The organism is Salinigranum salinum, assembly GCF_009176545.1.
In the GTDB taxonomy this organism is placed as follows: Archaea; Halobacteriota; Halobacteria; order Halobacteriales; family Haloferacaceae; genus Salinigranum; species Salinigranum salinum.
In genome coordinates this window covers 1,830,698-1,851,288 of sequence record NZ_VTOJ01000002.1, presented here as the reverse complement: position 1 = coordinate 1,851,288, position 20,591 = coordinate 1,830,698, and the positions used below count along the sequence as shown (strand labels likewise).

Annotated in this window: 23 protein-coding genes and 1 tRNA gene; 13 read left to right on the top strand and 11 right to left on the bottom strand. The window is 68.8% G+C overall.

Annotated elements, in window-relative coordinates; all coding sequences use genetic code 11:
• Window positions 1-20 precede the first annotated feature (20 nt).
• Window positions 21-839 (bottom strand): hypothetical protein, encoded by an 819-nt coding sequence (locus FZP69_RS20310; protein WP_152043173.1) that lies wholly within the window; start codon window positions 837-839, stop codon window positions 21-23.
• Between the two features lie 174 nt (window positions 840-1,013).
• On the opposite strand from FZP69_RS20310, the gene FZP69_RS20305 reads away from it, so the two are divergent.
• Both FZP69_RS20305 and FZP69_RS20300 read left to right on the top strand, forming a co-directional pair.
• Window positions 1,014-1,526 carry a peptidylprolyl isomerase gene (locus FZP69_RS20305; RefSeq protein ID WP_152043172.1) on the top strand — a complete coding sequence of 171 codons (513 nt, stop codon included), beginning with the start codon at window positions 1,014-1,016 and terminating at the stop codon, window positions 1,524-1,526.
• Between the two features lie 323 nt (window positions 1,527-1,849).
• A complete protein-coding gene (locus FZP69_RS20300; protein ID WP_240137779.1) occupies window positions 1,850-2,347 on the top strand; it encodes a peptidylprolyl isomerase in 498 nt (165 codons plus the stop codon).
• Between the two features lie 67 nt (window positions 2,348-2,414).
• Here FZP69_RS20300 and FZP69_RS20295 read toward each other — a convergent pair whose 3' ends face one another.
• The 4 genes from FZP69_RS20295 to FZP69_RS20280 form a co-directional block, all read right to left on the bottom strand.
• Complete coding sequence (locus tag FZP69_RS20295) at window positions 2,415-2,834, bottom strand: hypothetical protein (protein ID WP_152043171.1); 420 nt, start codon at window positions 2,832-2,834, stop codon at window positions 2,415-2,417.
• A gap of 131 nt (window positions 2,835-2,965) precedes the next feature.
• Window positions 2,966-3,250, bottom strand: coding sequence for a hypothetical protein (locus tag FZP69_RS20290; RefSeq protein ID WP_204960072.1), 285 nt, complete (start codon window positions 3,248-3,250; stop codon window positions 2,966-2,968).
• 208 nt (window positions 3,251-3,458) lie between these two features.
• Window positions 3,459-4,793, bottom strand: a complete 1,335-nt coding sequence (locus tag FZP69_RS20285) for a hypothetical protein (RefSeq protein ID WP_152043170.1) — start codon at window positions 4,791-4,793, stop codon at window positions 3,459-3,461.
• A gap of 48 nt (window positions 4,794-4,841) precedes the next feature.
• On the bottom strand, window positions 4,842-6,230 hold the full coding sequence (locus FZP69_RS20280) for a hypothetical protein (protein ID WP_152043169.1): 1,389 nt from the start codon (window positions 6,228-6,230) through the stop codon (window positions 4,842-4,844).
• A 104-nt stretch (window positions 6,231-6,334) separates the two neighbouring features.
• Between FZP69_RS20280 and FZP69_RS20275 the strand changes: the two genes are divergently transcribed.
• Window positions 6,335-8,275: a sensor histidine kinase gene (locus FZP69_RS20275; protein WP_152043168.1), complete on the top strand. Its 1,941-nt coding sequence runs from the start codon at window positions 6,335-6,337 to the stop codon at window positions 8,273-8,275.
• A gap of 113 nt (window positions 8,276-8,388) precedes the next feature.
• On the opposite strand, the gene FZP69_RS20270 is transcribed toward FZP69_RS20275, so the two are convergent.
• Both FZP69_RS20270 and FZP69_RS20265 read right to left on the bottom strand, forming a co-directional pair.
• Window positions 8,389-10,281, bottom strand: coding sequence for an ABC transporter ATP-binding protein (locus tag FZP69_RS20270; RefSeq protein ID WP_152043167.1), 1,893 nt, complete (start codon window positions 10,279-10,281; stop codon window positions 8,389-8,391).
• A 185-nt stretch (window positions 10,282-10,466) separates the two neighbouring features.
• The gene (locus FZP69_RS20265; protein WP_152043166.1) at window positions 10,467-10,919 is read right to left on the bottom strand and encodes a pyridoxamine 5'-phosphate oxidase family protein; all 453 of its coding nucleotides are present in this window, start codon (window positions 10,917-10,919) and stop codon (window positions 10,467-10,469) included.
• Between the two features lie 269 nt (window positions 10,920-11,188).
• On the opposite strand from FZP69_RS20265, the gene FZP69_RS20260 reads away from it, so the two are divergent.
• The 3 genes from FZP69_RS20260 (at window position 11,189) to FZP69_RS20250 (ending at window position 13,005) form a co-directional block, all read left to right on the top strand.
• A complete protein-coding gene (locus tag FZP69_RS20260) occupies window positions 11,189-11,527 on the top strand; it encodes a ferredoxin (protein WP_152043165.1) in 339 nt (112 codons plus the stop codon).
• Window positions 11,528-11,576: 49 nt separating this feature from the next.
• Window positions 11,577-11,661: transfer RNA gene (locus FZP69_RS20255), tRNA-Leu, on the top strand.
• Window positions 11,662-12,009: 348 nt separating this feature from the next.
• The gene (locus FZP69_RS20250) at window positions 12,010-13,005 is read left to right on the top strand and encodes an endonuclease/exonuclease/phosphatase family protein (RefSeq protein ID WP_152043164.1); all 996 of its coding nucleotides are present in this window, start codon (window positions 12,010-12,012) and stop codon (window positions 13,003-13,005) included.
• Between the two features lie 72 nt (window positions 13,006-13,077).
• Here FZP69_RS20250 and FZP69_RS20245 read toward each other — a convergent pair whose 3' ends face one another.
• The gene (locus FZP69_RS20245) at window positions 13,078-13,539 is read right to left on the bottom strand and encodes an arsenate-mycothiol transferase ArsC (RefSeq protein WP_152043163.1); all 462 of its coding nucleotides are present in this window, start codon (window positions 13,537-13,539) and stop codon (window positions 13,078-13,080) included.
• A gap of 128 nt (window positions 13,540-13,667) precedes the next feature.
• On the opposite strand from FZP69_RS20245, the gene FZP69_RS20240 reads away from it, so the two are divergent.
• Entirely contained in the window at window positions 13,668-13,871 is a 204-nt protein-coding gene (locus FZP69_RS20240) for a hypothetical protein (protein ID WP_152043162.1), read from the top strand.
• 462 nt (window positions 13,872-14,333) lie between these two features.
• Window positions 14,334-14,822 carry a DUF5813 family protein gene (locus FZP69_RS20235; protein ID WP_152043161.1) on the top strand — a complete coding sequence of 163 codons (489 nt, stop codon included), beginning with the start codon at window positions 14,334-14,336 and terminating at the stop codon, window positions 14,820-14,822.
• Between the two features lie 78 nt (window positions 14,823-14,900).
• Here the strand turns inward: FZP69_RS20235 and FZP69_RS20230 are convergent, their stop codons facing one another.
• Both FZP69_RS20230 and FZP69_RS20225 read right to left on the bottom strand, forming a co-directional pair.
• Window positions 14,901-15,131 carry an Lrp/AsnC ligand binding domain-containing protein gene (locus FZP69_RS20230; RefSeq protein ID WP_152043160.1) on the bottom strand — a complete coding sequence of 77 codons (231 nt, stop codon included), beginning with the start codon at window positions 15,129-15,131 and terminating at the stop codon, window positions 14,901-14,903.
• 2 nt (window positions 15,132-15,133) lie between these two features.
• On the bottom strand, window positions 15,134-15,817 hold the full coding sequence (locus FZP69_RS20225) for a potassium channel family protein (RefSeq protein ID WP_152043159.1): 684 nt from the start codon (window positions 15,815-15,817) through the stop codon (window positions 15,134-15,136).
• Window positions 15,818-15,932: 115 nt separating this feature from the next.
• Between FZP69_RS20225 and FZP69_RS20220 the strand changes: the two genes are divergently transcribed.
• Window positions 15,933-16,166, top strand: coding sequence for an Lrp/AsnC ligand binding domain-containing protein (locus FZP69_RS20220; protein ID WP_152043158.1), 234 nt, complete (start codon window positions 15,933-15,935; stop codon window positions 16,164-16,166).
• 134 nt (window positions 16,167-16,300) lie between these two features.
• Window positions 16,301-16,609, top strand: a complete 309-nt coding sequence (locus tag FZP69_RS20215; protein ID WP_152043157.1) for a hypothetical protein — start codon at window positions 16,301-16,303, stop codon at window positions 16,607-16,609.
• Between the two features lie 67 nt (window positions 16,610-16,676).
• Here the strand turns inward: FZP69_RS20215 and tmk are convergent, their stop codons facing one another.
• Window positions 16,677-17,270, bottom strand: a complete 594-nt coding sequence (gene tmk / locus FZP69_RS20210; protein ID WP_152043156.1) for a dTMP kinase — start codon at window positions 17,268-17,270, stop codon at window positions 16,677-16,679.
• A gap of 152 nt (window positions 17,271-17,422) precedes the next feature.
• Here tmk and FZP69_RS20205 point away from each other — a divergent pair, with 152 nt between their 5' ends.
• From FZP69_RS20205 to FZP69_RS20195, 3 genes are all read left to right on the top strand, one after another.
• Window positions 17,423-18,307, top strand: coding sequence for a complex I NDUFA9 subunit family protein (locus FZP69_RS20205; protein ID WP_152043155.1), 885 nt, complete (start codon window positions 17,423-17,425; stop codon window positions 18,305-18,307).
• Window positions 18,308-18,637: 330 nt separating this feature from the next.
• Window positions 18,638-19,822 (top strand): tubulin/FtsZ family protein, encoded by a 1,185-nt coding sequence (locus FZP69_RS20200; protein WP_192918670.1) that lies wholly within the window; start codon window positions 18,638-18,640, stop codon window positions 19,820-19,822.
• A complete protein-coding gene (locus FZP69_RS20195) occupies window positions 19,791-20,588 on the top strand; it encodes a hypothetical protein (RefSeq protein WP_152043154.1) in 798 nt (265 codons plus the stop codon). The genes FZP69_RS20200 and FZP69_RS20195 overlap by 32 nt, the downstream gene beginning before the upstream one ends.
• Window positions 20,589-20,591: the final 3 nt, after the last annotated feature.

The following is a 20,591-nucleotide window of genomic DNA, read 5'->3' as shown; positions in this document are numbered from 1 at the left end:
CTTCGGGCGGTCGGCGTGCGTCACCGTGACGCCCGGTCGGTCGACGACGAGTCGACGACGTCGGATGCGTCCTCCGACCCTCCCTTGTCGGTCACGAGGCCGATCCCGGCGACGACGAGCGTGGCGAGCACGACGACGGAGACGAGGAGGAGCACGGCGGTGATCGCCACCGCGAGCCAGAACTCCTGGTCACTCGATGGGACGTACACCGGGAGCAGTCGGTTGAGCCACGCGGCGAAGACGACCACGGAGAGGCCGACCAGCGCCACGCCGACGGTCACGATCACACCGGCGACGGCGGTGGCGGCGTCGAGATTTCCGTCCGCTGTCTCGACGTCGACCCCGTCAGGCTCCGTGTCGACGGGTTCCTCCTCAGTATCGCTAGCCGTCGGTTCGGGGCCGTGACCGTCCGTCTCCGGGTCGGTACCTGCTCTCTGCCCGCCCTCGACACCCGCTCGATGATCCGCGTGGGTCACGACTGCATCGGGGTCGGTGTCGATCCCCTCGGCCGTCGCGGTGGCCGCTGCGAGTCGCTGTCCGAGCCGCCGTCGCCGCCCCGCGGCCGCGACCCGTCGCCTGGCGACCGCGGCCACGACGAGTCCGACTGTCGCGAACGCGAGCCCGCCGGTCAGGAGCGCGAACCCGGTGTTCAGTCGAAAGAGCCGCTCCACCTGGACGTTCCCGCCGAACGCGACGAGCACGACGGCGAAGAGGAGGGCAGCGACGGCGAGGAGGCCGTCGTGGTGTTTCACCTCGGCGTTCGCCTGCTCGTACGCGAACCGGAGCTGTTCGACGGTGGCCACCGAGGTCGGGCGGTCCCGTGGGGCGTCAGGTACCATCGGCTCACTGCTCAGGCGGGCGGCGGCAAAAAGGGTGCTGCAGGACGACGGTGTGGATGAGGGTCGCGGCCGCGACCGGACGAACGAGCGAACCGGGCGAACAGCCGTGAGCGTGACCGCCGCCCGTCGGTCGCGGACGGCAGGGTTTTCACGCCGGCAGCCGTCGACCCGGGTATGAGCGATCTGACAGCGACGCTGCACACGACGAAAGGCGACATCACGGTCGAACTCTACCCGGAGAAGGTCCCGAACACGGTCGAGAACTTCGTTGGTCTCGCCACGGGCGAGAAGGAGTGGACCGACCCCGAGACGGGTGAGACGCGTACCGATCCGCTGTACGAGGACGTGCTGTTCCACCGGGTCATCGACGACTTCATGATCCAGGGTGGGGATCCGACCGGGACCGGTCGAGGAGGCCCCGGCTACAGCTTCGACGACGAGTTCCACGACGACCTGACACACGACGGCCCCGGCGTGCTCTCGATGGCGAACAGCGGTCCGAACACCAACGGTTCGCAGTTCTTCATCACCCTCGACGCCACCCCGCACCTCGACGGCAAACACGCGGTGTTCGGCGAGGTGACCGACGGCATGGACGTCGTCAGGGAGATCGGCTCGGTGCCGACCGACCGTCAGGACCGCCCCCGCGAGGACGTCGTCCTCGAGTCGGTCGACGTCGACCGCTGAACCGACCCGCCCGTCGCGCCCACCAGCAGTGAGGTTATGTCCGCCGCCCTGCTCCGGGGTGTATGAACCGGATGCGACGCCGCACGCTCCTCGCCGGTGCGGCGCTGGTCGGGACCACCCTCGCCGGCTGTAGCTCCGCCGCCTCGAACGCCGATTCGTCCTCGTCGTCTTCGTCGTCTTCGTCGTCTTCGTCGTCTTCGTCGAGCGAGTCGAGCGAGTCGACCGAACCGTCCGAATCGGCCTCGACGACGTCGACTGGTGCATCCGAGAGGGCGGACGAGTCGCCCGCGTCGGGGGGATCGCTCTCGGCGCGTCGCGCGACGCTGCACACGACGGAGGGCGACGTCGCGGTCGAACTCTACCCGGAGAAGGTCCCGAACACGGTCGCCAACTTCGTCGGGCTCGCCACGGGCGAGAAGGAGTGGACCGACCCCGAGACGGGCGAGACGCGCACCGATCCGCTGTACGAGGACGTGCTGTTCCACCGGGTCATCGACGGCTTCATGATCCAGGGTGGGGACCCGACCGGGACCGGTCGAGGAGGCCCCGGCTACACGTTCGACGACGAGTTCCATCCCGATCTGAGCCACGACGGTCCCGGTGTGCTCTCGATGGCGAACCGTGGGCCCGACACCAACGGCTCACAGTTCTTCGTCACCCTCGACGCCCAGCCACACCTCGACGGCAGACACGCCGTATTCGGCCGCGTCGTCGAGGGGATGGACGTGGTCCGAGCGATCGGTTCGGTGCCGACCGACGGCAACGACCGCCCCCGCGAGGACGTCCTCCTCGAGTCGGTCGACGTCGGCGTCGACGTCTGACAGGGGATGGAACGGGACGAGATGGAACGGGACGGCACGGCGTCGCCTCGCCGGCCGGTCCGCCGTCTCAGAACCGGCCGTCGTCGTCGGACTCCGCCCGTGCCGACGCCTTCCAGTCGCCCGGTTCGACGAGGAGTTCCTCCCCGTCGGTGCCGTGGCTCACCGCGACGCTGTGTCGCGTGTGTCGCGCGTGTACCTCCGCCCAGCGTCGTGCCGCACGCCGGGAGAGCCGCTCGACCCCCTCCGGGCAGTGTCGACAGCGGGCCAGCCACGTCGCGGCGTCGTCGGGGAAGTGACCGGTGTGGCGTTTGTGATCGAGCGCGAACTGCTCGACCGACTGGTTGCCGGCCACGAGCGCGTCGAGTTCGTACGTGAGGTCCCACTCGCGACCACACCGGGTACAGGAGATGGTCGGGACGTCGTCGACCGCGTCGGGCGGGTCGGGAGTGGCGTCGTCGGGAGGGTCTGTGGTGGGATCGTCGGCCATATCAGGGGGTGCGTTCCGTGTCGTCGGCCACGTCGGCGCGGTCGTCGCTCACGCCGGTCCGATCTGCGGCCACGCCGGTGGGATCGTCTGCCACGGATCCGACTAGCGGGCCGAGCGTCTTCAACGCTCCGTCACCGGTCCTCCGCCTCGTCGCGCTTGTACGCGTGACCGACGACGAACGCGACGGCGTTCAGACAGAGGAGGGCGGCGAACCCGACCGGCCGTTCCGCGGCGACGTCCGTCGTGAGGAGGGGCAGATACGACAGCGGCAGGAGTGTCGCCGCCCAGAAGGCGACGGCCTGGACCGACTGGGTGACGACGCCGACGAGCGCCGTGAGGAGCGTCTGGAGGCTCTCGATCCGTTCGAGGGCGGTGCGGGTGACCTGTTCCGTGCGGGCGAATTCCGAGACTGACATGGGGAACGACCGTCACGTGATCCATGGAGTCCCACCCACGTATAGGGGGGAAACCGTTCGCGCCGGTTCAGATTGTTTACAGCCACGCGACCCGTGTTTGAACGCAGTTCAGACCGTTTATCACCTCACGAGAGATTTTTAGACAGTTTATCGACGTCTCTGAGGACGTATCGACCCGATCGATCGACAGCGGCTCCTCTCGCGGTCGTCAGCCGGCACGGTGCGCCTCGTCGGCCGTGTACCACACCGGCGACGACACGGACACGTTCGGATCGACGTCGTACCGGAACGAGAACCGGACGCGAACGGGGTCGGTGTCCGGCCCCGTACGGACGTACGAGACGGAGAGCGAGCGGACGAACCCGTCGGCGGTGACGTGCGCCCGGGCGGTGTACTCCTCGGCGATCGGATACGCCTTCCCGCGGAGCGCCACCACCGCCGTCGGCCGTCCCGTGTCGACGAGCGTCCGTTCGACCGTCGACGATTCGGCGGAGAGATACCAGAGGAGGTAGCGGGAGGCGCGCCACCCCTGTTCGCCGGCCGGTGGGAAGTCGTTGAGCGAGCGGATGACGACCCCTGTCCCGTTGGCCGCTGGACGGTACCGAACGGAGCCGTCGGCGTACGACGACCGAGTGGCGACGGGACTGCTCCCGGTCGGTTCGCCCGTCCAGGCGACGGTGGAGACGAACCGTCGGCGCGACTCGACGAGGACGGTCTCCGTCCCGCTCGCCGTCGCCGACCCGTTCGCCACCTCCACGTAGTCGAGCTCCCAGTGGTACGAACCGTTGCCGAGGGCGACCCTGTGCGCCGCGGCGAGCGCGGCGACGTCGGTGATCCCGCTCGACGACAGTCCCGGGGCGAACTGCTCGCCCTCGCGTGCCGAGGGAGTCGTCGGTTCGGGCGGCGGTGTCGTCTCGGTCACGTCGTCGTCGGCGAGACCGGTCGTCCCGATGGCCCGCGGTCCCCCGTCCAGCGGCGACGGCGTCGACACGGAGACGTCGTCGAACGCCCCCCACGCCCACGGCAACGGGGCGGCCGCGACGCCGACGCCGGCGATCGCCGTCCCGAGCAGGACGAGGGCAGCGACGACGGTGACCACACCGACGACCGACGGTCGCGCCCGCCCGTCTGTAGTCGGTGAGTCGGGCACGGGGGCGACCGCCGAGAGCGGGTACCCGAACTCGTCGCGGTAGAGGGTGTCGGCCGTCGCGCGGTCGAGTCCGTAGCGCGCGAGACGGTCGAGATCAGCGGCGGAGACGGGGCGTGCGTCGTACCGGGTGGCGATCCGGGCCGCCCGTGTCGCGTCGACGGCGACGACCCGGTCGATTCGCCGCCGCGGCGTCGTTGTTCGTCTCCGGAGCCGGTGGACGACAGCGGTCTGCCGGGCGGTCACGACGAGGTACCGGGTGTCGTCGACGATCACGACGTCGCCCGCGACGGTGGTCTCGGCACCGCGTGCGGCGTACAGCGCCGCGACGAACGCCGCGACGTCGGCACTGCTCCGGCCACGGAGCAAGGACGCCAGCGTCGGGGGCGACGACATCGTCCCCTACGACGACGCGTGCCCCCAAGAATCCACCTCCCGGTCGGCTCACGCCGATTTCGGCACCCGCTCCGTGTACCACGGCGGCGGTTCGACGGTCGTCTCGCCCACGTTGCGGTACTGCATCGTGATCGAGAGGCAGAGCTCTCTGACGTCGTCTCTGCCGAACGAGGCCAGACAGTACGAGCCCGAGTAGTAGTAGACGATCCCTTCGGGGGAGATACGGGCCGTCGCCGTGTAGTTCTGGACCGTGACGGCGCTCGTCCCCTCGATGTCGACGACGTACAGCCGCGGACCGCCGAGGAGGGTTCGGACGACCGACGTCTCCTGTCCGTCGAGGAGGATCCCGTAATACTGGCGGGCACGCGACTGCTGCCTGCCGGCGTCGTCGTCCTCGATCGTCGTGTTTTCGAGCCCGGTCGCCGTGGGCTGGTAGCGCTTCGTCCCGTCGGCGTACGCGGGGCGCGAGTCGACGGGACCGCGGTAGGTCAGAAACCCGTCGTGGCTCACGTTCGAGACGTACACGGACGGTGCGGCGACGGCGACCGTCTCGGTCGCGCTCCCGACTTTCGTCCCGTTGGCGAACTCGACGTACGTGAGCTCCCAGGTGTACGAGCGGTTCGCCAGCGTCGTCGCGTGTGCCTCGGCGAGCGCGTCGGCGTCGACGACGCCGTGGGTGGTGAGTCCGGGGGCGAGGACGAGCCCGCTCGTCTCGTTTCGTTCGCTCCCCTCCTCGGTCTCGTCGGGCGTGGGACGGGGACTGTTCGCGACGTCCGCCTCGTCCGTCGCCACCCCGGGTGCCGGTGTCGCGGTCGTCGTCGGCACGCCGTCGGACCCACCAGCGAGCGGTCCGCCACCGAGCGCCGCCGCCGTCGTCAGCAGGACGACGCTGGCGAGGACGGCCACGGTGGCGACCACCGCGCCGGTGGACAGCGACGCGGGGTCCCGAACGTCGTCGCGGTTCGGGGCACTGGAGTCGGTCGTCGCCCGGTCCGGCGCGTCGGGAGACCGCGAGCGTGCGGCGGCTGGGGCGACGTCGTCGAGCGAGCGTCCGAGGTGGTCGCGGTAGACCGCGTCGGCGATCTCGTGGTCGAGTCCGTACCGTGCCAGGTCGTCGAGGGTCGCCGGCGTGAGCACTGGCGCGTCGTACCGCTCCGCCAGCGCGTCGGCACGGGCCGCGTCGACGGCGACGACCCGGTCGGGTGTCGAAGCGGTCGCTCCGTGGGGCGTCGAACGGATCGCTCCGGGGAGCCACTGGCGGACGCGTGCACGGTAGCCGGCAGGCACGACGAGGTAGCGGCTCCCGTCGACGACGACCGACCCGCCCTCGACGCGGGTTTCGGCCCCCCGCGCGGCGTACAGCGCCGCGACGAACGCCGCGACCTCGGTCCGACTTCGTCTCCGGAGGAGCGACGCGAGCGACGGGGCGGACGGCATCGTCCGTCGTTGGGACCGGGTGCTCAAGTAACCTCCCGTTGGTGCCGTCGAGCCCTGGTACGACGGCAGAAAGAGCAAATACGCTGTGGCTCGTATCCGAGGTGATGTGGCCACTCGACCGGGTGGTCGAGGCGCTCCGCTCCACGGCCACGCCGGTTCCGTTGCCGGTCGCGCTCGAGCAGCCGCTGTCCCTGACAGTCGCCACCGTCCTCGCCGTCGCTGTCGTCCTCGCGGTAGCTGTCGCCGTGGTGGTGTGGCGGCGGCGCGCACGCCCCGGCTCGGCGTCGCTGACGGCGCTCGCGCTCGGCGCGGGCTGGTGGTCGCTCTTCTACGCGCTGGAACTGGCCAGCCCGACCCTGACGGGGACGTTGCGCTTCGGTCGGCTCTCGTACGTCGGCATCGTCGTCGTCCCCCTGACGTGGTTCACCTTCGCGCTCGCGTACACGGGCCGCGAGAGACTCCTGACACGGAGACGGCTGCTCGCGCTCGCCGCACCGCCGGCGGCGATGGTGGTGTTCGCCTGGACGACGCTCTCGACCGGTCTCGTCTGGACGAGCTACGAACTGGTCACCGTCCCCAGGCTGTCGGTCGCCGTACTCTCGGTCGAATACGGGCCGGTCTTCTGGCTCTGGACGGCGTACGCCTACGCGCTGACTGCGGCGGGCACGCTCCTGCTGGTGTGGTCGGTCGCGCGCGCCCGGACCTTCCGGCTCCAGACGGTCGCGCTGGTGCTCGCCGTCGCGGCGCCCTGGATCGGCAATCTCGCCTTCCTCTCGGGGCTCTCTCCGCTGGATCTCACCCCGCTCGGCTTCGTCGTCTCGGCGGTCGTCCTCGGGAGCGGCTTCCACCGCTACCGGCTGCTCGACCTCCACCCCGTCACGGGCGGGATCGCCCGCGAGGAACTCGTCGAGCGACTCCCCGAGGCGGTCGTGGCGCTCGACGACCGTGGCCGCGTCGTCGACCTGAACCCCAGCGCGGAGTCGGTGCTCGGGACCACACTGGACGACGCGGTGGGTGCGGCGTTGGGGACGGTCGCCCCGTCGCTCGCCGATCTGGTCGAGAGCGTCGACGTCGGTGCCGACCCCCGTGGTGAGGGTGAGGGCGAGGGCGACGGCGTCGCGGACTACGTCGTCTCCGACCCGCGCCGCTACTACGAGGTCCGGGTGTCGCCGCTCCGCAGTGGCCGGACCGCCGGGCGGCTGGTGACGCTCAGCGACGTGACCGACCGCCGGCGCCGCGAGCAGGAGGTGGCCGTCCTCAACCGCGTCCTCAGACACGACCTCCGAAACGACGTCGCGGTCGTCGAGAACTACGCCCAGCTCCTCCAGCGCGACCCCGGCAACGAGGCGTACGTCGAGGGGCTCGCCGAGCGAGCGGCCGGGATGCGCGAGCTCGTCGAGACGGTCCGGCGGGTCGAACGCCACCTCGACGCGGACGAGCCGACACTGTCGACGCTCGACGTCGTCCGCGTCGTCCGCGAGGAGGTGGCCGAACTCGAACGGTCGACCCCCGACGTGACCGTCGAGACAGAGCTGCCCGTCGACGCGTGGATCCGTGCGACCGACCTCGTCGGCTCCGCCGTCGACAACCTCGTCGAGAACGCGGTCGAACACAACGACTCGTCGTCCCCGTGGCTGCGGATCACAGTCGACCGACTCGTCGTCGACGGCGACCGCTACGTCGATCTCACGGTCGCGGACGACGGTCCCCCGATCGCCGATGCCGACCGGGACGTGCTCGTCGGTGCGGATCCGACGCTCGACGAGGCGAGCGGGCTCGGACTGTGGCTCGTCCACTGGATCGTCGCGGAGTCCGGCGGGACGGTCACCTACGAGTCGAACGAGCCACGGGGGAACGTGGTGACTCTCCGCTTCCGCGCGCCCGAGGGTGAACAGTACCACGCCTCCGGCAAGGGCTCGTCCGACCCAGCCGAACACGGCTCGTCGGCTCCCGACGAACAGGATTCGGCCGACGCCGGCGAGCCGACGAGGTACCGACCGGAGCGGTCGCGGGACGAGTTTCCCGGTGGAGCCTCGACGTCGTAGCCCGGTCGAACCCTCGAGCGTGGCTCGATCCGTCGCCGGAGGGGGCGAAGAAGGCCGTCGAACGCGGCGGTTTCGACGTCGAGACGTGGATCAGTCGGCAGTCGAGACGTGGATCAGTCGGCGGTCGAGACACGGCTCAGTCGCGAGACCAGTTCCGACGGCAGGTCGTCCGTGTCGCCGGCCTGGATGCCCCAGAGCGCCGCGTACAGACCCTCCGCGTCGACGAGCTCCGCGTGGGTCCCTCGCTCGACCACTCGTCCCTCGTCGAGGACGAGGATCACGTCCGCGTCCCTGATCGTCGACAGGCGGTGAGCGATGACGACCGTCGTCCGCCCGTCGGTGAGGGCGTCGAGTGCACGCTGGATGTACAGTTCGGTCTCGGTGTCGACCGCGGACGTCGCCTCGTCGAGCACGAGGATCGCGGGATCCTGGAGCATGGCACGGGCGATCGAGAGCCGCTGGCGCTGTCCGCCGGAGAGCTTGACGCCGCGCTCGCCGATGCGGGTGTCGTAGCCGTCGGGGAGGGCGGTGACGAACGCGTGCGCCTCGGCGGCCTTCGCGGCGGCGACCATCTCCGCGTCCGTGGCGTCGAACGCGCCGTAGCGGAGGTTCTCGCGGACGGTGCCGTCGAACAGGTAGACGTCCTGGCCGACGTAGCCGACGGCGCGACGGAGGTCGGATAGGGCGAGGTCGCGGACGTCGACGCCGTCGACGGAGACCGAGCCGCGATCGACGTCGTCGGACCGCGCCCGGCGGGCCGACGCGCGCCGCTCGTCGACGTCGTACAGCCGGAGCAGGAGCTTCGCGAGCGTCGACTTGCCCGCACCCGTGGGACCGACGAACGCGACCGTCTCGCCGGGGTCGACCACGAACGAGACGTTCGAGACGACGGGGTCGTCCGGCCGGTAGCCGAACGTCACGTCGTCGTACTCGATCCGGCCGCGAACCCCCGAGCGCGGGAGCGGGACGGGGTCGTCGGCGTCTCTCACGACGACGGGCCGGTCGGCGAGTTCGAAGATGCGTTCGGCGGACGCGCGGGCGTTCTCGTAGGAGTTGACGATCCGTCCCGCCCCCGCGAGCGGGTCGACGAACCGCTGGGTCATGAAGAGGAACGTGACGAACTCCCCGACGAGGAGCGTCCCCGAGAAGGGACCGGGCGGGCCGGCGACGAGCCACAGCCCGCCGACGACGAATGTGAACGCGAAGGCGATTCCGGCCATGAGCTCCATTCCGGGCTGGTAGAGATACTCCAGCTTCACGACGGCCCACGTCTTGAGGTAGGTGGTCCAGGAGGCGTCGTCCACTCGGGCGGTCTCGAACGGCTCGGTCGCGGAGGTCTTGATCACCTCGATGCCGTCGAGGTTGTTCTCGATGCGCGTGTTGAGGTCGCCCACGCTCGCCCGCAGCGCCCGGTACAGGGGCCGGACGGTCCGCATGAACCAGACGGTGAAGATGCCGAGAAGCGGCACTGCGACGAGCGTCACGAGCGCGAGCTGGGCGTTGAGGTAGAAGAGGAGCCACGCGATGGCCGTGACCGTCACGACCAGCTGGACCGCGCCGCCGACCGTCCCGTTGAGGAACGACTTGAGGTTGCGGACGTCGTTGTTGAGGATGGACATGACCTGCCCGGTCTGTTTGTCGTCGAAGAAGGCCATGTCGAGCCCCTGCATCGCCTCGTAGGCGTCCACGCGCACCCGGTGCTGGACGCGGTTGGAGAACAGCGAGAAACAGACGCCCTGTGCCCAGGTCAACAGCACCGCCAGGAGGAGAGCGCCCACGACGAGCACCGCCGAGAACCACAGCCCCTCGGCCCGCGTCTCCGGGAGGTATTCGACCGGAACCAGGGGGAGCGTGTAGGGGGCGTCGCCGACGAACACGGCGTCGATGGCCACGCCGAGCACGAGCGGCGGGACGAGCGCGACGGTCCGACCGAACAGGCTGGTCATGAGCGCGACGGCGAGGAGGTGCCACTCGGGGCGACCGTACTCGGCGAAGAGGCGGGCCATCGGGTTCCGTGTCGCGGGTTTCGGGGGGACTGTGGGTGTCTGTGGTATCGAAATCACCGTCCTTCGACCCACCGTGTGGATCGACGTTCACCTCGGGTAAGCGTCGAGAACGTATGACCTGCGTGGTCGGCTCGCCGGGCCGCAAGCGGCGGCGTCAGTCGGACCGACGTGGGGCCGTCACGCGGTCACCGTCGACCGACAGCGCGTCCCGACCGTTCCTGGATGTCGAGTGCCCACACGTTCGGATTCTCCTGGAGTTCGTACTCGGCGAGGAGGGTAGACTGGTACGCGTTGTCGATCATCGCCTCGCGTGCTGTGTCCCACTCTCCGGGGGTGATCCGGTCGAGCGGGCCGGCGACGATCACACTCCGCCAGGAGCCGTCAGTGCCGACGTCGAAGGTGGTGAAACTCGCGACGTCGGACTCTTCGGCGTACGTCTCCTTGCGGAGTTCGGTGGTCGAGCCGAGAAAGACGAAGTACAGGCTACCGACTCCGTCGTACCCGAACGACAGCGGCACGCCGTACGGCACACCGTCGGCGCTCATCGACAGAACGCCGGCGCCCGCCTCGGTCAACAGTTCGTCGATCCCGGACTCGTCCAGTTCCATCCCTAGCAGGGGTCTGTAGTCCGAACTCATACGTTCGACGTGCCCACGTTCGTTCATAAAGTCCTGACACGATTCCCAACCGATCGGAACGTGGCCCTCCACCGCCGCACGCAGAGGGAGCCATCGGGGGACTGTCGCGTCCGACGAACCGAACCCCCACGTCGCGCTGGTGCCTTACCACACTGCAGACGCTCCGAGTCACGACACTACAGACACACCCCTCGGCCCCCGACACGACGATCGCGCGCTGGCGTCGTGGAGGCGAAAGAGGAAAGACCGGACCACGTCTACCATCGGTGATGAGCGACGCCCCCCCGAAGCCGAGCGAGATCGGTGACGAGGCCAACGCCCCACCCGTCGACGAGAAACCGTACAAGATCATCTTCGAGGCCAACAAGTGCATCGGCGCGGGCCGGTGTGCCGAAGTCGCCGACAACTGGACGATGAGCATCGACACGGGGCTCGCCCAGCCGGGGTCGTACTACATCGGCGAGGACGAACTCGACGAGAACGTCGAGGCCGCCGAGGTGTGCCCAGCGAAGAAGGGGCGGGGAGTCATCCACGTGATCGACCGGCGGACCGACGAGGAGATCGCGCCCGATCCGAACGGCGACGGCACTCTGTCGGTCGACTGGTAGCGAGTCGGACCGAAACCGATTTTCGGGAGACGTGGAAAGGGACAGTCGCGCGAGGGTGGCTGAGCCAGGCCAAAAGCGGCGGACTTAAGATCCGCTCCCGTAGGGGTTCGAGGGTTCAAATCCCTTCCCTCGCACTCTCTGGCTCCGAACGAACGTGAGGAGCCGAGCGTGCGCACGGAGGGATTCGAATCGGGGAGTGAAGCGAACCGAGTGAGCGGAACGACCGTGGTTCACGATCCCTTCCCTCGCATCGCTTCTGCGACCGCCAGCGAGCGGGGCGGCGTGTCCGGCCGTGGTTCACATCCCGCCCCGCACGCGGGTCGTCGACGCCGACGCGTCGACGGCGAACCGTCGAACGGATACGAGCGGAGCGGATCGGCCGTCGTTCCGTTCCCGTCGTCCACCGACCGAGGCCACGCTGCCGGCCGGTCGTCCGGCAACAGTTATGTTGCCTCGAATACATTTATTGGCGACAACACACCATGCCACACGTCACCGACACCCCACCGGCGGCGGTCCAGACCGATCTCGCCGGGCTCGAAACGGCGCTCGACGACGCTATTCCCCCCCGGACGATCGACCGCAACCTCCTGATCGGGACGTGGAACGTCCGGGCGTTCGGGGGGCTCACCGAGAAGTGGGTCGCGGACGACGACGACAGCCCGAAGCGCGACCTGGAGTCGCTGCACGTCATCGCCGCGATCATCCGTCGCTTCGACGTCGTCGCGATCCAGGAGACGCGGGGGAAGCTCAAGGCGCTGCGGCATACGATGAAGCTCCTGGGCCGGAACTGGGGGCTGGTGCTGACGGACGTGACCCGTGGCTCGAAGGGCAACGGCGAACGGCTGGGCTTCCTCTACGACCGACGCACGGTTCAGCCGAGCGGTCTCGCGGGCGAGCTCGTGGTGCCGAAAGAACAGCTGGAGCACAAACCCATCGCGCCCGACGCGCTGACCGAGCAGTTCGCCCGGACGCCGTACGCGGTCAGCTTCAGGGCCGGCGATCAGACGTTCATCCTCGTGACGCTCCACGTGCTGTACGGGGACCGGGTGAGCGAGCGAACGCCGGAGCTGCGAGCGATCGCCGAGTGGCTCGACGAGTGGGCGCGCGACGTCAACGCCTGGGGGCACAACATCGTCGCGCTCGGCGACTTCAACATCGACCGCCGCGGCGACGAGCGCTACGAGGCGTTCACCTCGACGGGCCTGACCGTCCCCGAGGACCTCCACGACGTCCCTCGCACCATCTTCGCGGACCCCGACGACTCCGACGAGAAGTTCTACGACCAGATCGCGTGGTTCACCGAGGACGGGGACCGTCCGGCGCTCTCGCTGGCGTACAGACGGAGCGGTTCGTTCGACTTCCGGGACGTCGCCCTGGCACGCCGCGGCCTCGGCAGGCGGTCGCTCTCGTGGCGGATCTCGGACCACTTCCCGCTCTGGACGGAGTTCGACATCCGCGACGACGAACGCGAGTGAGCGTCCGTAGAGGGGTCGCGTGCGCTCCGGACGCGGCCGGGGCTCCGGCGAGACCGCCGGCAGTGAGCCGCGTCAGCTGTCGGGTTCCGTCGGAGGTCCCACCGAGGGGTCGACGCCGGACGACTCCGCGCACAGTTCGTCGAACAGGGCGGCGATCCGGGCGGCGATCTCGTCGCGGATCTCTCGGACGGTCTCGAGATCCCGTCCGGCGGGGTCGTCGAGGGCCCAGTCGCGGGCGTCGCCGCGCCAGGTCATCGGACAGACCCCCTCGGCGGAACAGCCCATCGTGATGACGACGTCGGCGTCCATCGCGTCGTCGTGATCGAACACGCGGGGCGTCTCGTCGGCGAGGTCGATCCCCACCTCGCGCATGACGGTGACGACCGGCTCGTGGACGTGGTCCGCGGGGTCGGTGCCGCCCGTGACGACGTCGACCCGGTCGCCGACGCCCCGTCGTTCGCGCTCGCGACGGGCGAACGCGGCGGCCATCTGACTCCGTCCGGCGTTCTGAACGCAGACGAACGCGACGCGCATACGGCGGTGTTCGCGGCGAGCCACGTAGTCGTTCTGACCGAGCGTCCAGTCGGGTCGAGCGTGCGTGTCGGACGGACAGTCAGACCGAACGACAAGATACTTCCCTGGGGCGGTAATGAGATGTAATTATGCGTTCGCGACTGTCCGACTCACGGCCGCTCGCCTGGACCGACCTGGTGCTCGCAGCGATGGGACTCATCCTCTTCGGTGGCCTCGCGGTGGGCACCCTCTCGTCGGTTCCGCTCCGCGTCGCCGGCGGTGTCGGGTCGGTGCTGGCGACGACGATGTGGGTGGGGTCGGTCGCCGTGAACCCCGACGCGCGCACCGCCTGAGCGCGCCGCGTGTCGGTGGCGAGCGCGACGGCGTCGCGAGAGTGCGACCACGCCGACGCCGTGCGTCCGGCAGTCATCTGGACATCGACGGTGCGGCCACGCTGGTCGTGACTCACGTTCCGTGGACGACGAAGAGAGAGTGGAAAGCGGTCGCCAAAAATGCGACCGCTTGCCGCCCTGAATTGGTCCCCGCTGACGCTTCGGCCCTCCAAAGCGAAGCGTCACGAGAAGCATGCACCCATGGCAACTTAAGCGTGCCGCCGACGGCACGGTTCCCGGGTTTCCCACCGATTAAATCCACCCGGAGACCGCCGTGATCGCCCCCAACGAGCCGATCGAACCGAGACGGATCGGCGGCCGTGACGACCGGATCGGTCGGACACCGACGGGGAGACGGACGAGACGGACTGTCGGTCGCGCCGGGACAACGGGCTTTTCTCCGGCGAACGCTTCACACGGGGTATGAGCGAAGTCCCGGGTCGTGTCCGGCGTGCGTTCGCCGACCACGACGGGTTCGAGGAGGTCGCGGACGGGGAGTACGCGTCGACAAAGACGTCGTTCGACGCGACGGTACGGGTCGACGACGCCACGGACGGCCGCGTGGCGTTCGCCGTCGAGGCCCGTGTGCCGACGCTCCCGGCGGTCGTCGACGGCGACGTCGCCGACGTCGTCGCGTCGGGGTGGTACGAGACGTTCGAGCTCCGCGTGACCGACGCGAGCGGCGTGACACGGGCGGAGCACGACCTCGACCTGGTGGTCCGCCGCGCCGACGAAGAGGTCGTCGTGACGGTCGAGTACGCCGACATCAACGAACGACGCGGCGTCGATGACGCGGCGGCGCTGGTCACGTTCGTCGAGGGGACGTTCGTCCAGGGGGTCATCCCCGGCTACGACTACACGGAACCGGTGTCGTCGCTCCTCTCGAGCGCGCGACAGACGGGCGGATTCTGAGCGCGTCGGTTCGGAACGGTTCGGTTCCGGTCTCGCAGTCGGCGTCGGACGAGCGGCCGTCGGCGAGGACGCGACGGCTCAGTCCATCGCGATGTACGTCTGCGTGTCCTCGATGCCGTCGATGGCCTGGATCGCCGACGCGATGTCCTTGACGTCGACCGGCGTCTCGACCATCGCTTTCACGACGAAGTCGACGTCGCCGGCGACGATGTTGGCGTCGACGATGCCGTCGCCGAGGTCGAGGATCTCGTGTTTGAGCCGGTCGGCCTCGCCGGTGTTGGCCTTGACCATGATGTAGGCGGTCACCACGGTCAGTCACCCCCCGCGGCGTAGGCGACGTTGTCGCCGACCAGCAGCTGTCGCACCTCGCCCAGCACGGAGAAGTCCGCGAGGACGGCGACGCGGTCGCCGAGTTCGAGCGAGTCGTCGGGGAGCGGGATGCCCATGGGCTCGTCCTTCTTGCCGAACGCCAGCAGGTGCGACTGGCCGGGGAGCGCCACCTCCGAGAGCGTGTAGCCGCGCATCGGCGACGACTCACCCACGGTGAGGAGGACGACCTGGAGGTTCTGGGCGATGTCGGCGATGGCGCGGATCGACCCTCCGAGGAGGGCGTTCTTGGCGACGATCGCGCCGAGCCGCTCGGGGTAGACGATCTCGTCGACCTCCCCCGCGTACTTCTGGTAGATCTCCTCGCGGTACTCCTCGTCGATGCGCATCACGGTGCGGCAGTCGTGGTGTTTGCCGATCATACAGGCCGCGAAGTTGACGTTGAGGTCGCTCGTGAGCGCCCCGAGGGCGTCGGCATCGTCGATCCCCGCCTCGACGAGGACGTCCTCGTGTGATCCGTCGCCGGCGACCACCTCGAAGCCCGCCGACTGGCAGCGTTCGATGCGGTCCTCGTCGAGTTCGACGATGGTCACGTCGTGACCCTCTTCCCGCAGGACGCGCGCGGTGCGGGAGCCGACGCGCCCGCCACCAATGATAACGAATCGCATGACGAAGGATACACCGCACGCCGTCAATAAGCTTGTCCCCGCAGTCGGGCGTCGCCTCGCGGTCCGGCGTCACCACGCCGAACGCTTTTTGCCCTGCTGTGGTGTATCACGTCGCATGGTTCACGCGTTCATCATGGTGAAGACCGGTGCCGGCGAGTCAGAACCGCTGCTGGAGCCCGTTCGTGGTCTCGAACGGGTGACGGAGGCGCACATCGTCGCGGGCGCCTACGACATCATCGCCGAGGTGGACGCCGACGAGGTGTACGAGGTGTTGAAGACCGCTTCGAGCGGCATTCAGGGCCTCGAGGGCGTGACCGACACCAAGACGTACATCGCGATGGACGACTGATTCCCGGGTGGGCGGGATCGACCCGTCCGCCGACAGACCGTAGATTGTCGCGTGCGCCGGCCGGTCGACCGTACCGCGACGCTCGGGCGACCGAAACCCGACAGGTCAAAGAGCGTCTCGCTCCTACCGTAGGCATGGTCTCGGTCGTGAACCTCGTGCTCCTGGGGGTCGTCCTCGTGATCAACACCCTCATCGCCGCGGTGATGACGCGCTTCTTCCGCATCCGTCTCAAGACCCGGGCCGGCGCGGTGATCTACGCGCTGTTGCTCATCCCGGTCGTCCTCTTCGTCACCACGATGCTGTTCGGGGCGATCATTCCGGGGAACCTCGGGGTCTCCGTCCTCCTCGGCGTCTGGATCGCGATGCCGCTCGTCCTCGGCTTCACCATCGACGTGCTGTACGTCCCGCCGCCCGACGAGATCGAACTCCCCGACACGACCTGAACCCCGGTTCGAGCGAATCCGTCGTCGATCCGCCGTCGACCAGCCGTCGACTGTCGTTCGTCCCCTCTCAGTCCGTCAGCGCCGCCTCGACCACCCGAACCACGTCCGCGACCACCGCCGACTCCGTCCGGGAGGCGTCGACGCGGACGAACCGTTCGGGGTTCTCGTCGAGGAGCCGTTCGTAGTTCTCGCCCACCCGCCGCAGGTAGTCGAGGCGTTCGAGTTTGTTCGTCGCCCCGGCCCGCTCGGCGGCCGTCTCGGGGTCGATCGCGAGGTAGACGGTGCGGTCCGGTTCGCGCGTGAACGGCTCGTGGACCCGGCGGACGTAGTCGAGCGCGTCGTCGACCGCGAGGTCGTCGTAGTCGGCGAGGGTCGCGGCCTGGTAGGCGTACCGGGAGTCGGAGTAGCGGTCGGAGACGACCACCTCGCCGTCGGCGAGGGCGGGCCGGACGACTCGTGAGAGGTGGTCGGCGTGGTCGGCAGTGAAGAGGAACAGTTCGGCGAGTGGGTCGGCGTCGTCGTCGCGGATCGAGCGCAACACGGCGTCGCCGTACCACGAGTCGGTCGGCTCGCGGGTGAACACGGCGTCGAACTCGTCGCGGAGCGCCTCCCACGCCGTCGTCTTGCCGCTCCCGTCCAGCCCCTCGAGCGTGACGAGCATGGGATGAGGGGACGCCGCCGAGGAATAACCCTGTCGAAGCCGAGACCCGGTGGCACGCTCCGGCGAGGCTCTGGCGGATCCGGTCCGAAAACCGGGACACGGAACCGGACCCTTCGCGACAGCTTTACGTCAACTCCGGCGCAGGTGAGCGTATGAGAGTCATCGTCGTCGGCGGGAGCGGGTTCATCGGCAGCTACCTGTGTCGCGAGCTCAAGCAGCGCGGCCACAGCGTCACCGCGCTGTCGCGGAGTCCGGGCAACGACCGCCTCCCGAGCGGGGTGTCGAAGGCGATGGGCAACGTCACGGCCTACGACTCGATGCACGAGGCGTTCGACGGGATGGACGTCGCCGTCAACCTCGTCGCGCTCTCGCCACTGTTCAAACCGAGCGGTGGCGACGAGATGCACGACCGGATCCACCGACAGGGGACCGAGAACGTCGTCCGTGCCTGCGAGGAACACGGCGTCTCCCGCCTCGTCCAGATGAGCGCGCTCGGTGCCGACTCCCAGGGAGAGACGGCGTACATCCGGTCGAAGGGGAACGCCGAGGACGCGGTCAGGGACTCCTCGCTCGACTGGGTGATCTTCCGCCCCTCGGTCGTGTTCGGCGAGGGCGGCGAGTTCGTCTCGTTCACGAAGAAACTCGCCCCGCCGTACGTCACGCCGCTCCCGGGCGGCGGGAAGACGCGGTTCCAGCCGATCTGGGTCGAGGACCTGGTCCCGATGCTCGCCGACGCCTGCGAGGACGACGAGCACGTCGGGCAGACCTACGAGATCGGCGGCCCGGAGAAACTGACGCTCGCCGAAGTCGCGGAGGTCATCCACGGCGCCGAGGGGCGTTCGGTGACGGTCCTCCCGGTTCCCATGGCGCTGGCAGGTGTCGGTCTCAGCATCGCCGGCAAGGTACCGGGGTTCCCGATGGGTGCCGATCAGTACCGGTCGCTGAAGTTCGACAACACCACCGCCGACAACGACGTCGGGGCGTTCGGGGTGAGCGAGTCGGACCTCACGACCCTCGGCGAGTACCTCGCCGGGTGACGCGGCCCGGGGTCGGCGTCCGTGACGGGTCCGATCGCTCCCCCCTCGTCTCGGAGCGGTGACTGCGTACGACCACTCACGGACGGGCGCACCCCTTCCGGAGCCGCCGTGGGCACGCCCTTCGGCTCGCTTCTGTTCACACGCGCGGCCACACGCTGATTATCCGTCGTGAAAACATCGTCTGTCAGACGGGCGTCACACGTCGGGCTGACATCGCCCCATCGCAGCTCAGTCGTGCGGTCTGTAACCGAAGTATAAGATTTCAAACATTCAAAAAGCTTATACGCTGATTCGTGTTGGTTTCTATTCAATGACGAGGGGACAGCACAGATGAAACTCGCGATGATCGGCTTCGGCCAGGCGGGCGGCAAAGTCGTCGACCAGTTCCTCGAGTACGACCGGAACCACAACTCGAACATCGTCCGCGCCGCCGTCGCGGTGAACACGGCGAAGGCGGACCTACTCGGGCTGGAGAACATCCCACAGGATCAGCGGGTACTCATCGGCCAGTCGCGGGTCAAGGGACACGGGGTCGGCGCGGACAACGAACTCGGCGCGGAGATCGCCGAGGAGGACATCGACGAGGTGCAGGGTGCCATCGACAACATCCCGGTCCACGAGGTGGACGCGTTCCTCGTGGTCGCCGGGCTGGGCGGCGGCACCGGCTCCGGCGGTGCACCGGTGCTGGCGAAACACCTCAAGCGGATCTACACCGAACCCGTCTACGGTCTGGGGATCCTCCCCGGGAGCGACGAGGGCGGCATCTACACGCTGAACGCCGCGCGATCGTTCCAGACTTTCGTTCGCGAGGTGGACAACCTCCTCGTCTTCGACAACGACGCCTGGCGCAAGACCGGCGAGTCCGTCGAGGGCGGCTACAATCAGATCAACACGGAGATCGTCACGCGGTTCGGCGTGCTGTTCGGTGCCGGCGAGGTCGAGGCCGGGCAGGAAGTCGCCGAGTCGGTCGTCGACTCCTCCGAGATCATCAACACCCTCGCCGGCGGCGGCGTCTCCACCGTCGGCTACGCCTCCGAGAACGTCGAACCCAAGGGGAACTCCGGTGGGCTGCTCTCGCGGCTCACGGGTGGGGGCGAAGACGACGACGGGCTCGACAGCGCCCACACGACGAACCGCATCACGTCGCTCGTGCGGAAGGCGGCGCTCGGCCGGCTCACGCTCCCCTGCGAGATCGAGGGCGCCGAGCGTGCGCTGCTCGTGATGGCCGGTCCGCCCGAACACCTCAACCGGAAAGGGATCGAGCGCGGCCGCAAGTGGATCGAGGAGCAGACCGGGTCGATGGAGGTCCGCGGCGGCGACTACCCGATCCGCAAGTCGACGCAGGTCGCGGCGGTCATCCTCCTCTCGGGCGTGACGAACGTCCCCCGGATCAAGGAGCTGCAGCAGGTCGCCATCGAGGCACAAGACAATCTTGCCGAAATCCGAGATGAGAGTGAGGAGAAGCTCGAAGGCCTAGTGAACGATGACGAAGACGAACTTGAGTCGCTTTTCTAGCCTCCTCATCGCCTTCCTGGTCCTCGCGTCCCTCGCCGCTCCGGTCGCCGCGGTCTCGGTCGGCGACGCGACCGTCCCGGAGGAAGGACAGGTCGGCTCGCAGGTCGAAGCGACGGTGACGCTGACGCAGCTGTACCAGAACCCGACGCTCGAACAGTGGCAACTCGAAGGCGAGACCGAACTGCGTGACGTGACGTGGTCGCTCAGCTACGTCGACCAGACCGGCGCGACCGTGGGCCGCGAGGAGTTCGACGGGCAGAACTTCACCTCTTCGGCGATCTCCGCGACCGACGGCACCGCGGAGGTACGCCTTCGCGTCACGGGGACGGTCCCGCCCGTCGACTCGTACTCGTACGACCCCGAGCAGACGTTCCTGTTCCTCTCGCTGACGCAGAGCCGTGAGGGTGGCAACGCCAACGCCATCGACAGCTGGGAGGCCCACCACTTCACGTCGGCGAGCGACCGCGCGCGGAACGCGCTCGACGACGCGGGGAGCGCGATCAGTGCGGCCAGCGCCGACGGTGCCGACGTGAGCGAGGCGGAGAACACGTTCGAACAGGCGCGAAACGCTTACGAGTCGGAGAACTTCGACCTCGCCGCCGAACTGGCGAACGAGGCCCAGTCGCAGGCGGAGTCCTCGCAGCAGTCCCAGCAGACGTTCCAGCTGGCGCTGTACGCCGTCGGCGGACTCGTCGTCGTCGCCCTGCTCGTCGGCGGGTTCCTCTACTGGCGCTCGCAACAGGACAGCCACGACCCGCTCGGGTGACAC

What these genes read in the sequence shown, in the direction of transcription:
- FZP69_RS20285 (WP_152043170.1), bottom strand. Translation starts at nt 4,793, where the DNA reads ATGTCGTCGCCCCCGACGCTGGCGTCCTTGCTCCGTGGCCGGAGCAGT.
- tmk (WP_152043156.1), bottom strand. Translation starts at nt 17,270, where the DNA reads ATGCTCGTCACGCTCGAGGGGCTGGACGGGAGCGGCAAGACGACGGCG.
- FZP69_RS20220 (WP_152043158.1), top strand. Translation starts at nt 15,933, where the DNA reads ATGGTTCACGCGTTCATCATGGTGAAGACCGGTGCCGGCGAGTCAGAA.
- FZP69_RS20235 (WP_152043161.1), top strand. Translation starts at nt 14,334, where the DNA reads ATGAGCGAAGTCCCGGGTCGTGTCCGGCGTGCGTTCGCCGACCACGAC.
- FZP69_RS20215 (WP_152043157.1), top strand. Translation starts at nt 16,301, where the DNA reads ATGGTCTCGGTCGTGAACCTCGTGCTCCTGGGGGTCGTCCTCGTGATC.
- FZP69_RS20270 (WP_152043167.1), bottom strand. Translation starts at nt 10,281, where the DNA reads ATGGCCCGCCTCTTCGCCGAGTACGGTCGCCCCGAGTGGCACCTCCTC.
- FZP69_RS20240 (WP_152043162.1), top strand. Translation starts at nt 13,668, where the DNA reads ATGCGTTCGCGACTGTCCGACTCACGGCCGCTCGCCTGGACCGACCTG.
- FZP69_RS20225 (WP_152043159.1), bottom strand. Translation starts at nt 15,817, where the DNA reads ATGCGATTCGTTATCATTGGTGGCGGGCGCGTCGGCTCCCGCACCGCG.
- FZP69_RS20245 (WP_152043163.1), bottom strand. Translation starts at nt 13,539, where the DNA reads ATGCGCGTCGCGTTCGTCTGCGTTCAGAACGCCGGACGGAGTCAGATG.
- FZP69_RS20275 (WP_152043168.1), top strand. Translation starts at nt 6,335, where the DNA reads ATGTGGCCACTCGACCGGGTGGTCGAGGCGCTCCGCTCCACGGCCACG.
- FZP69_RS20295 (WP_152043171.1), bottom strand. Translation starts at nt 2,834, where the DNA reads ATGGCCGACGATCCCACCACAGACCCTCCCGACGACGCCACTCCCGAC.
- FZP69_RS20310 (WP_152043173.1), bottom strand. Translation starts at nt 839, where the DNA reads ATGGTACCTGACGCCCCACGGGACCGCCCGACCTCGGTGGCCACCGTC.
- FZP69_RS20305 (WP_152043172.1), top strand. Translation starts at nt 1,014, where the DNA reads ATGAGCGATCTGACAGCGACGCTGCACACGACGAAAGGCGACATCACG.
- FZP69_RS20195 (WP_152043154.1), top strand. Translation starts at nt 19,791, where the DNA reads ATGACGAAGACGAACTTGAGTCGCTTTTCTAGCCTCCTCATCGCCTTC.
- FZP69_RS20290 (WP_204960072.1), bottom strand. Translation starts at nt 3,250, where the DNA reads ATGTCAGTCTCGGAATTCGCCCGCACGGAACAGGTCACCCGCACCGCC.
- FZP69_RS20205 (WP_152043155.1), top strand. Translation starts at nt 17,423, where the DNA reads ATGAGAGTCATCGTCGTCGGCGGGAGCGGGTTCATCGGCAGCTACCTG.
- FZP69_RS20260 (WP_152043165.1), top strand. Translation starts at nt 11,189, where the DNA reads ATGAGCGACGCCCCCCCGAAGCCGAGCGAGATCGGTGACGAGGCCAAC.
- FZP69_RS20280 (WP_152043169.1), bottom strand. Translation starts at nt 6,230, where the DNA reads ATGCCGTCCGCCCCGTCGCTCGCGTCGCTCCTCCGGAGACGAAGTCGG.
- FZP69_RS20265 (WP_152043166.1), bottom strand. Translation starts at nt 10,919, where the DNA reads ATGAGTTCGGACTACAGACCCCTGCTAGGGATGGAACTGGACGAGTCC.
- FZP69_RS20250 (WP_152043164.1), top strand. Translation starts at nt 12,010, where the DNA reads ATGCCACACGTCACCGACACCCCACCGGCGGCGGTCCAGACCGATCTC.
- FZP69_RS20200 (WP_192918670.1), top strand. Translation starts at nt 18,638, where the DNA reads ATGAAACTCGCGATGATCGGCTTCGGCCAGGCGGGCGGCAAAGTCGTC.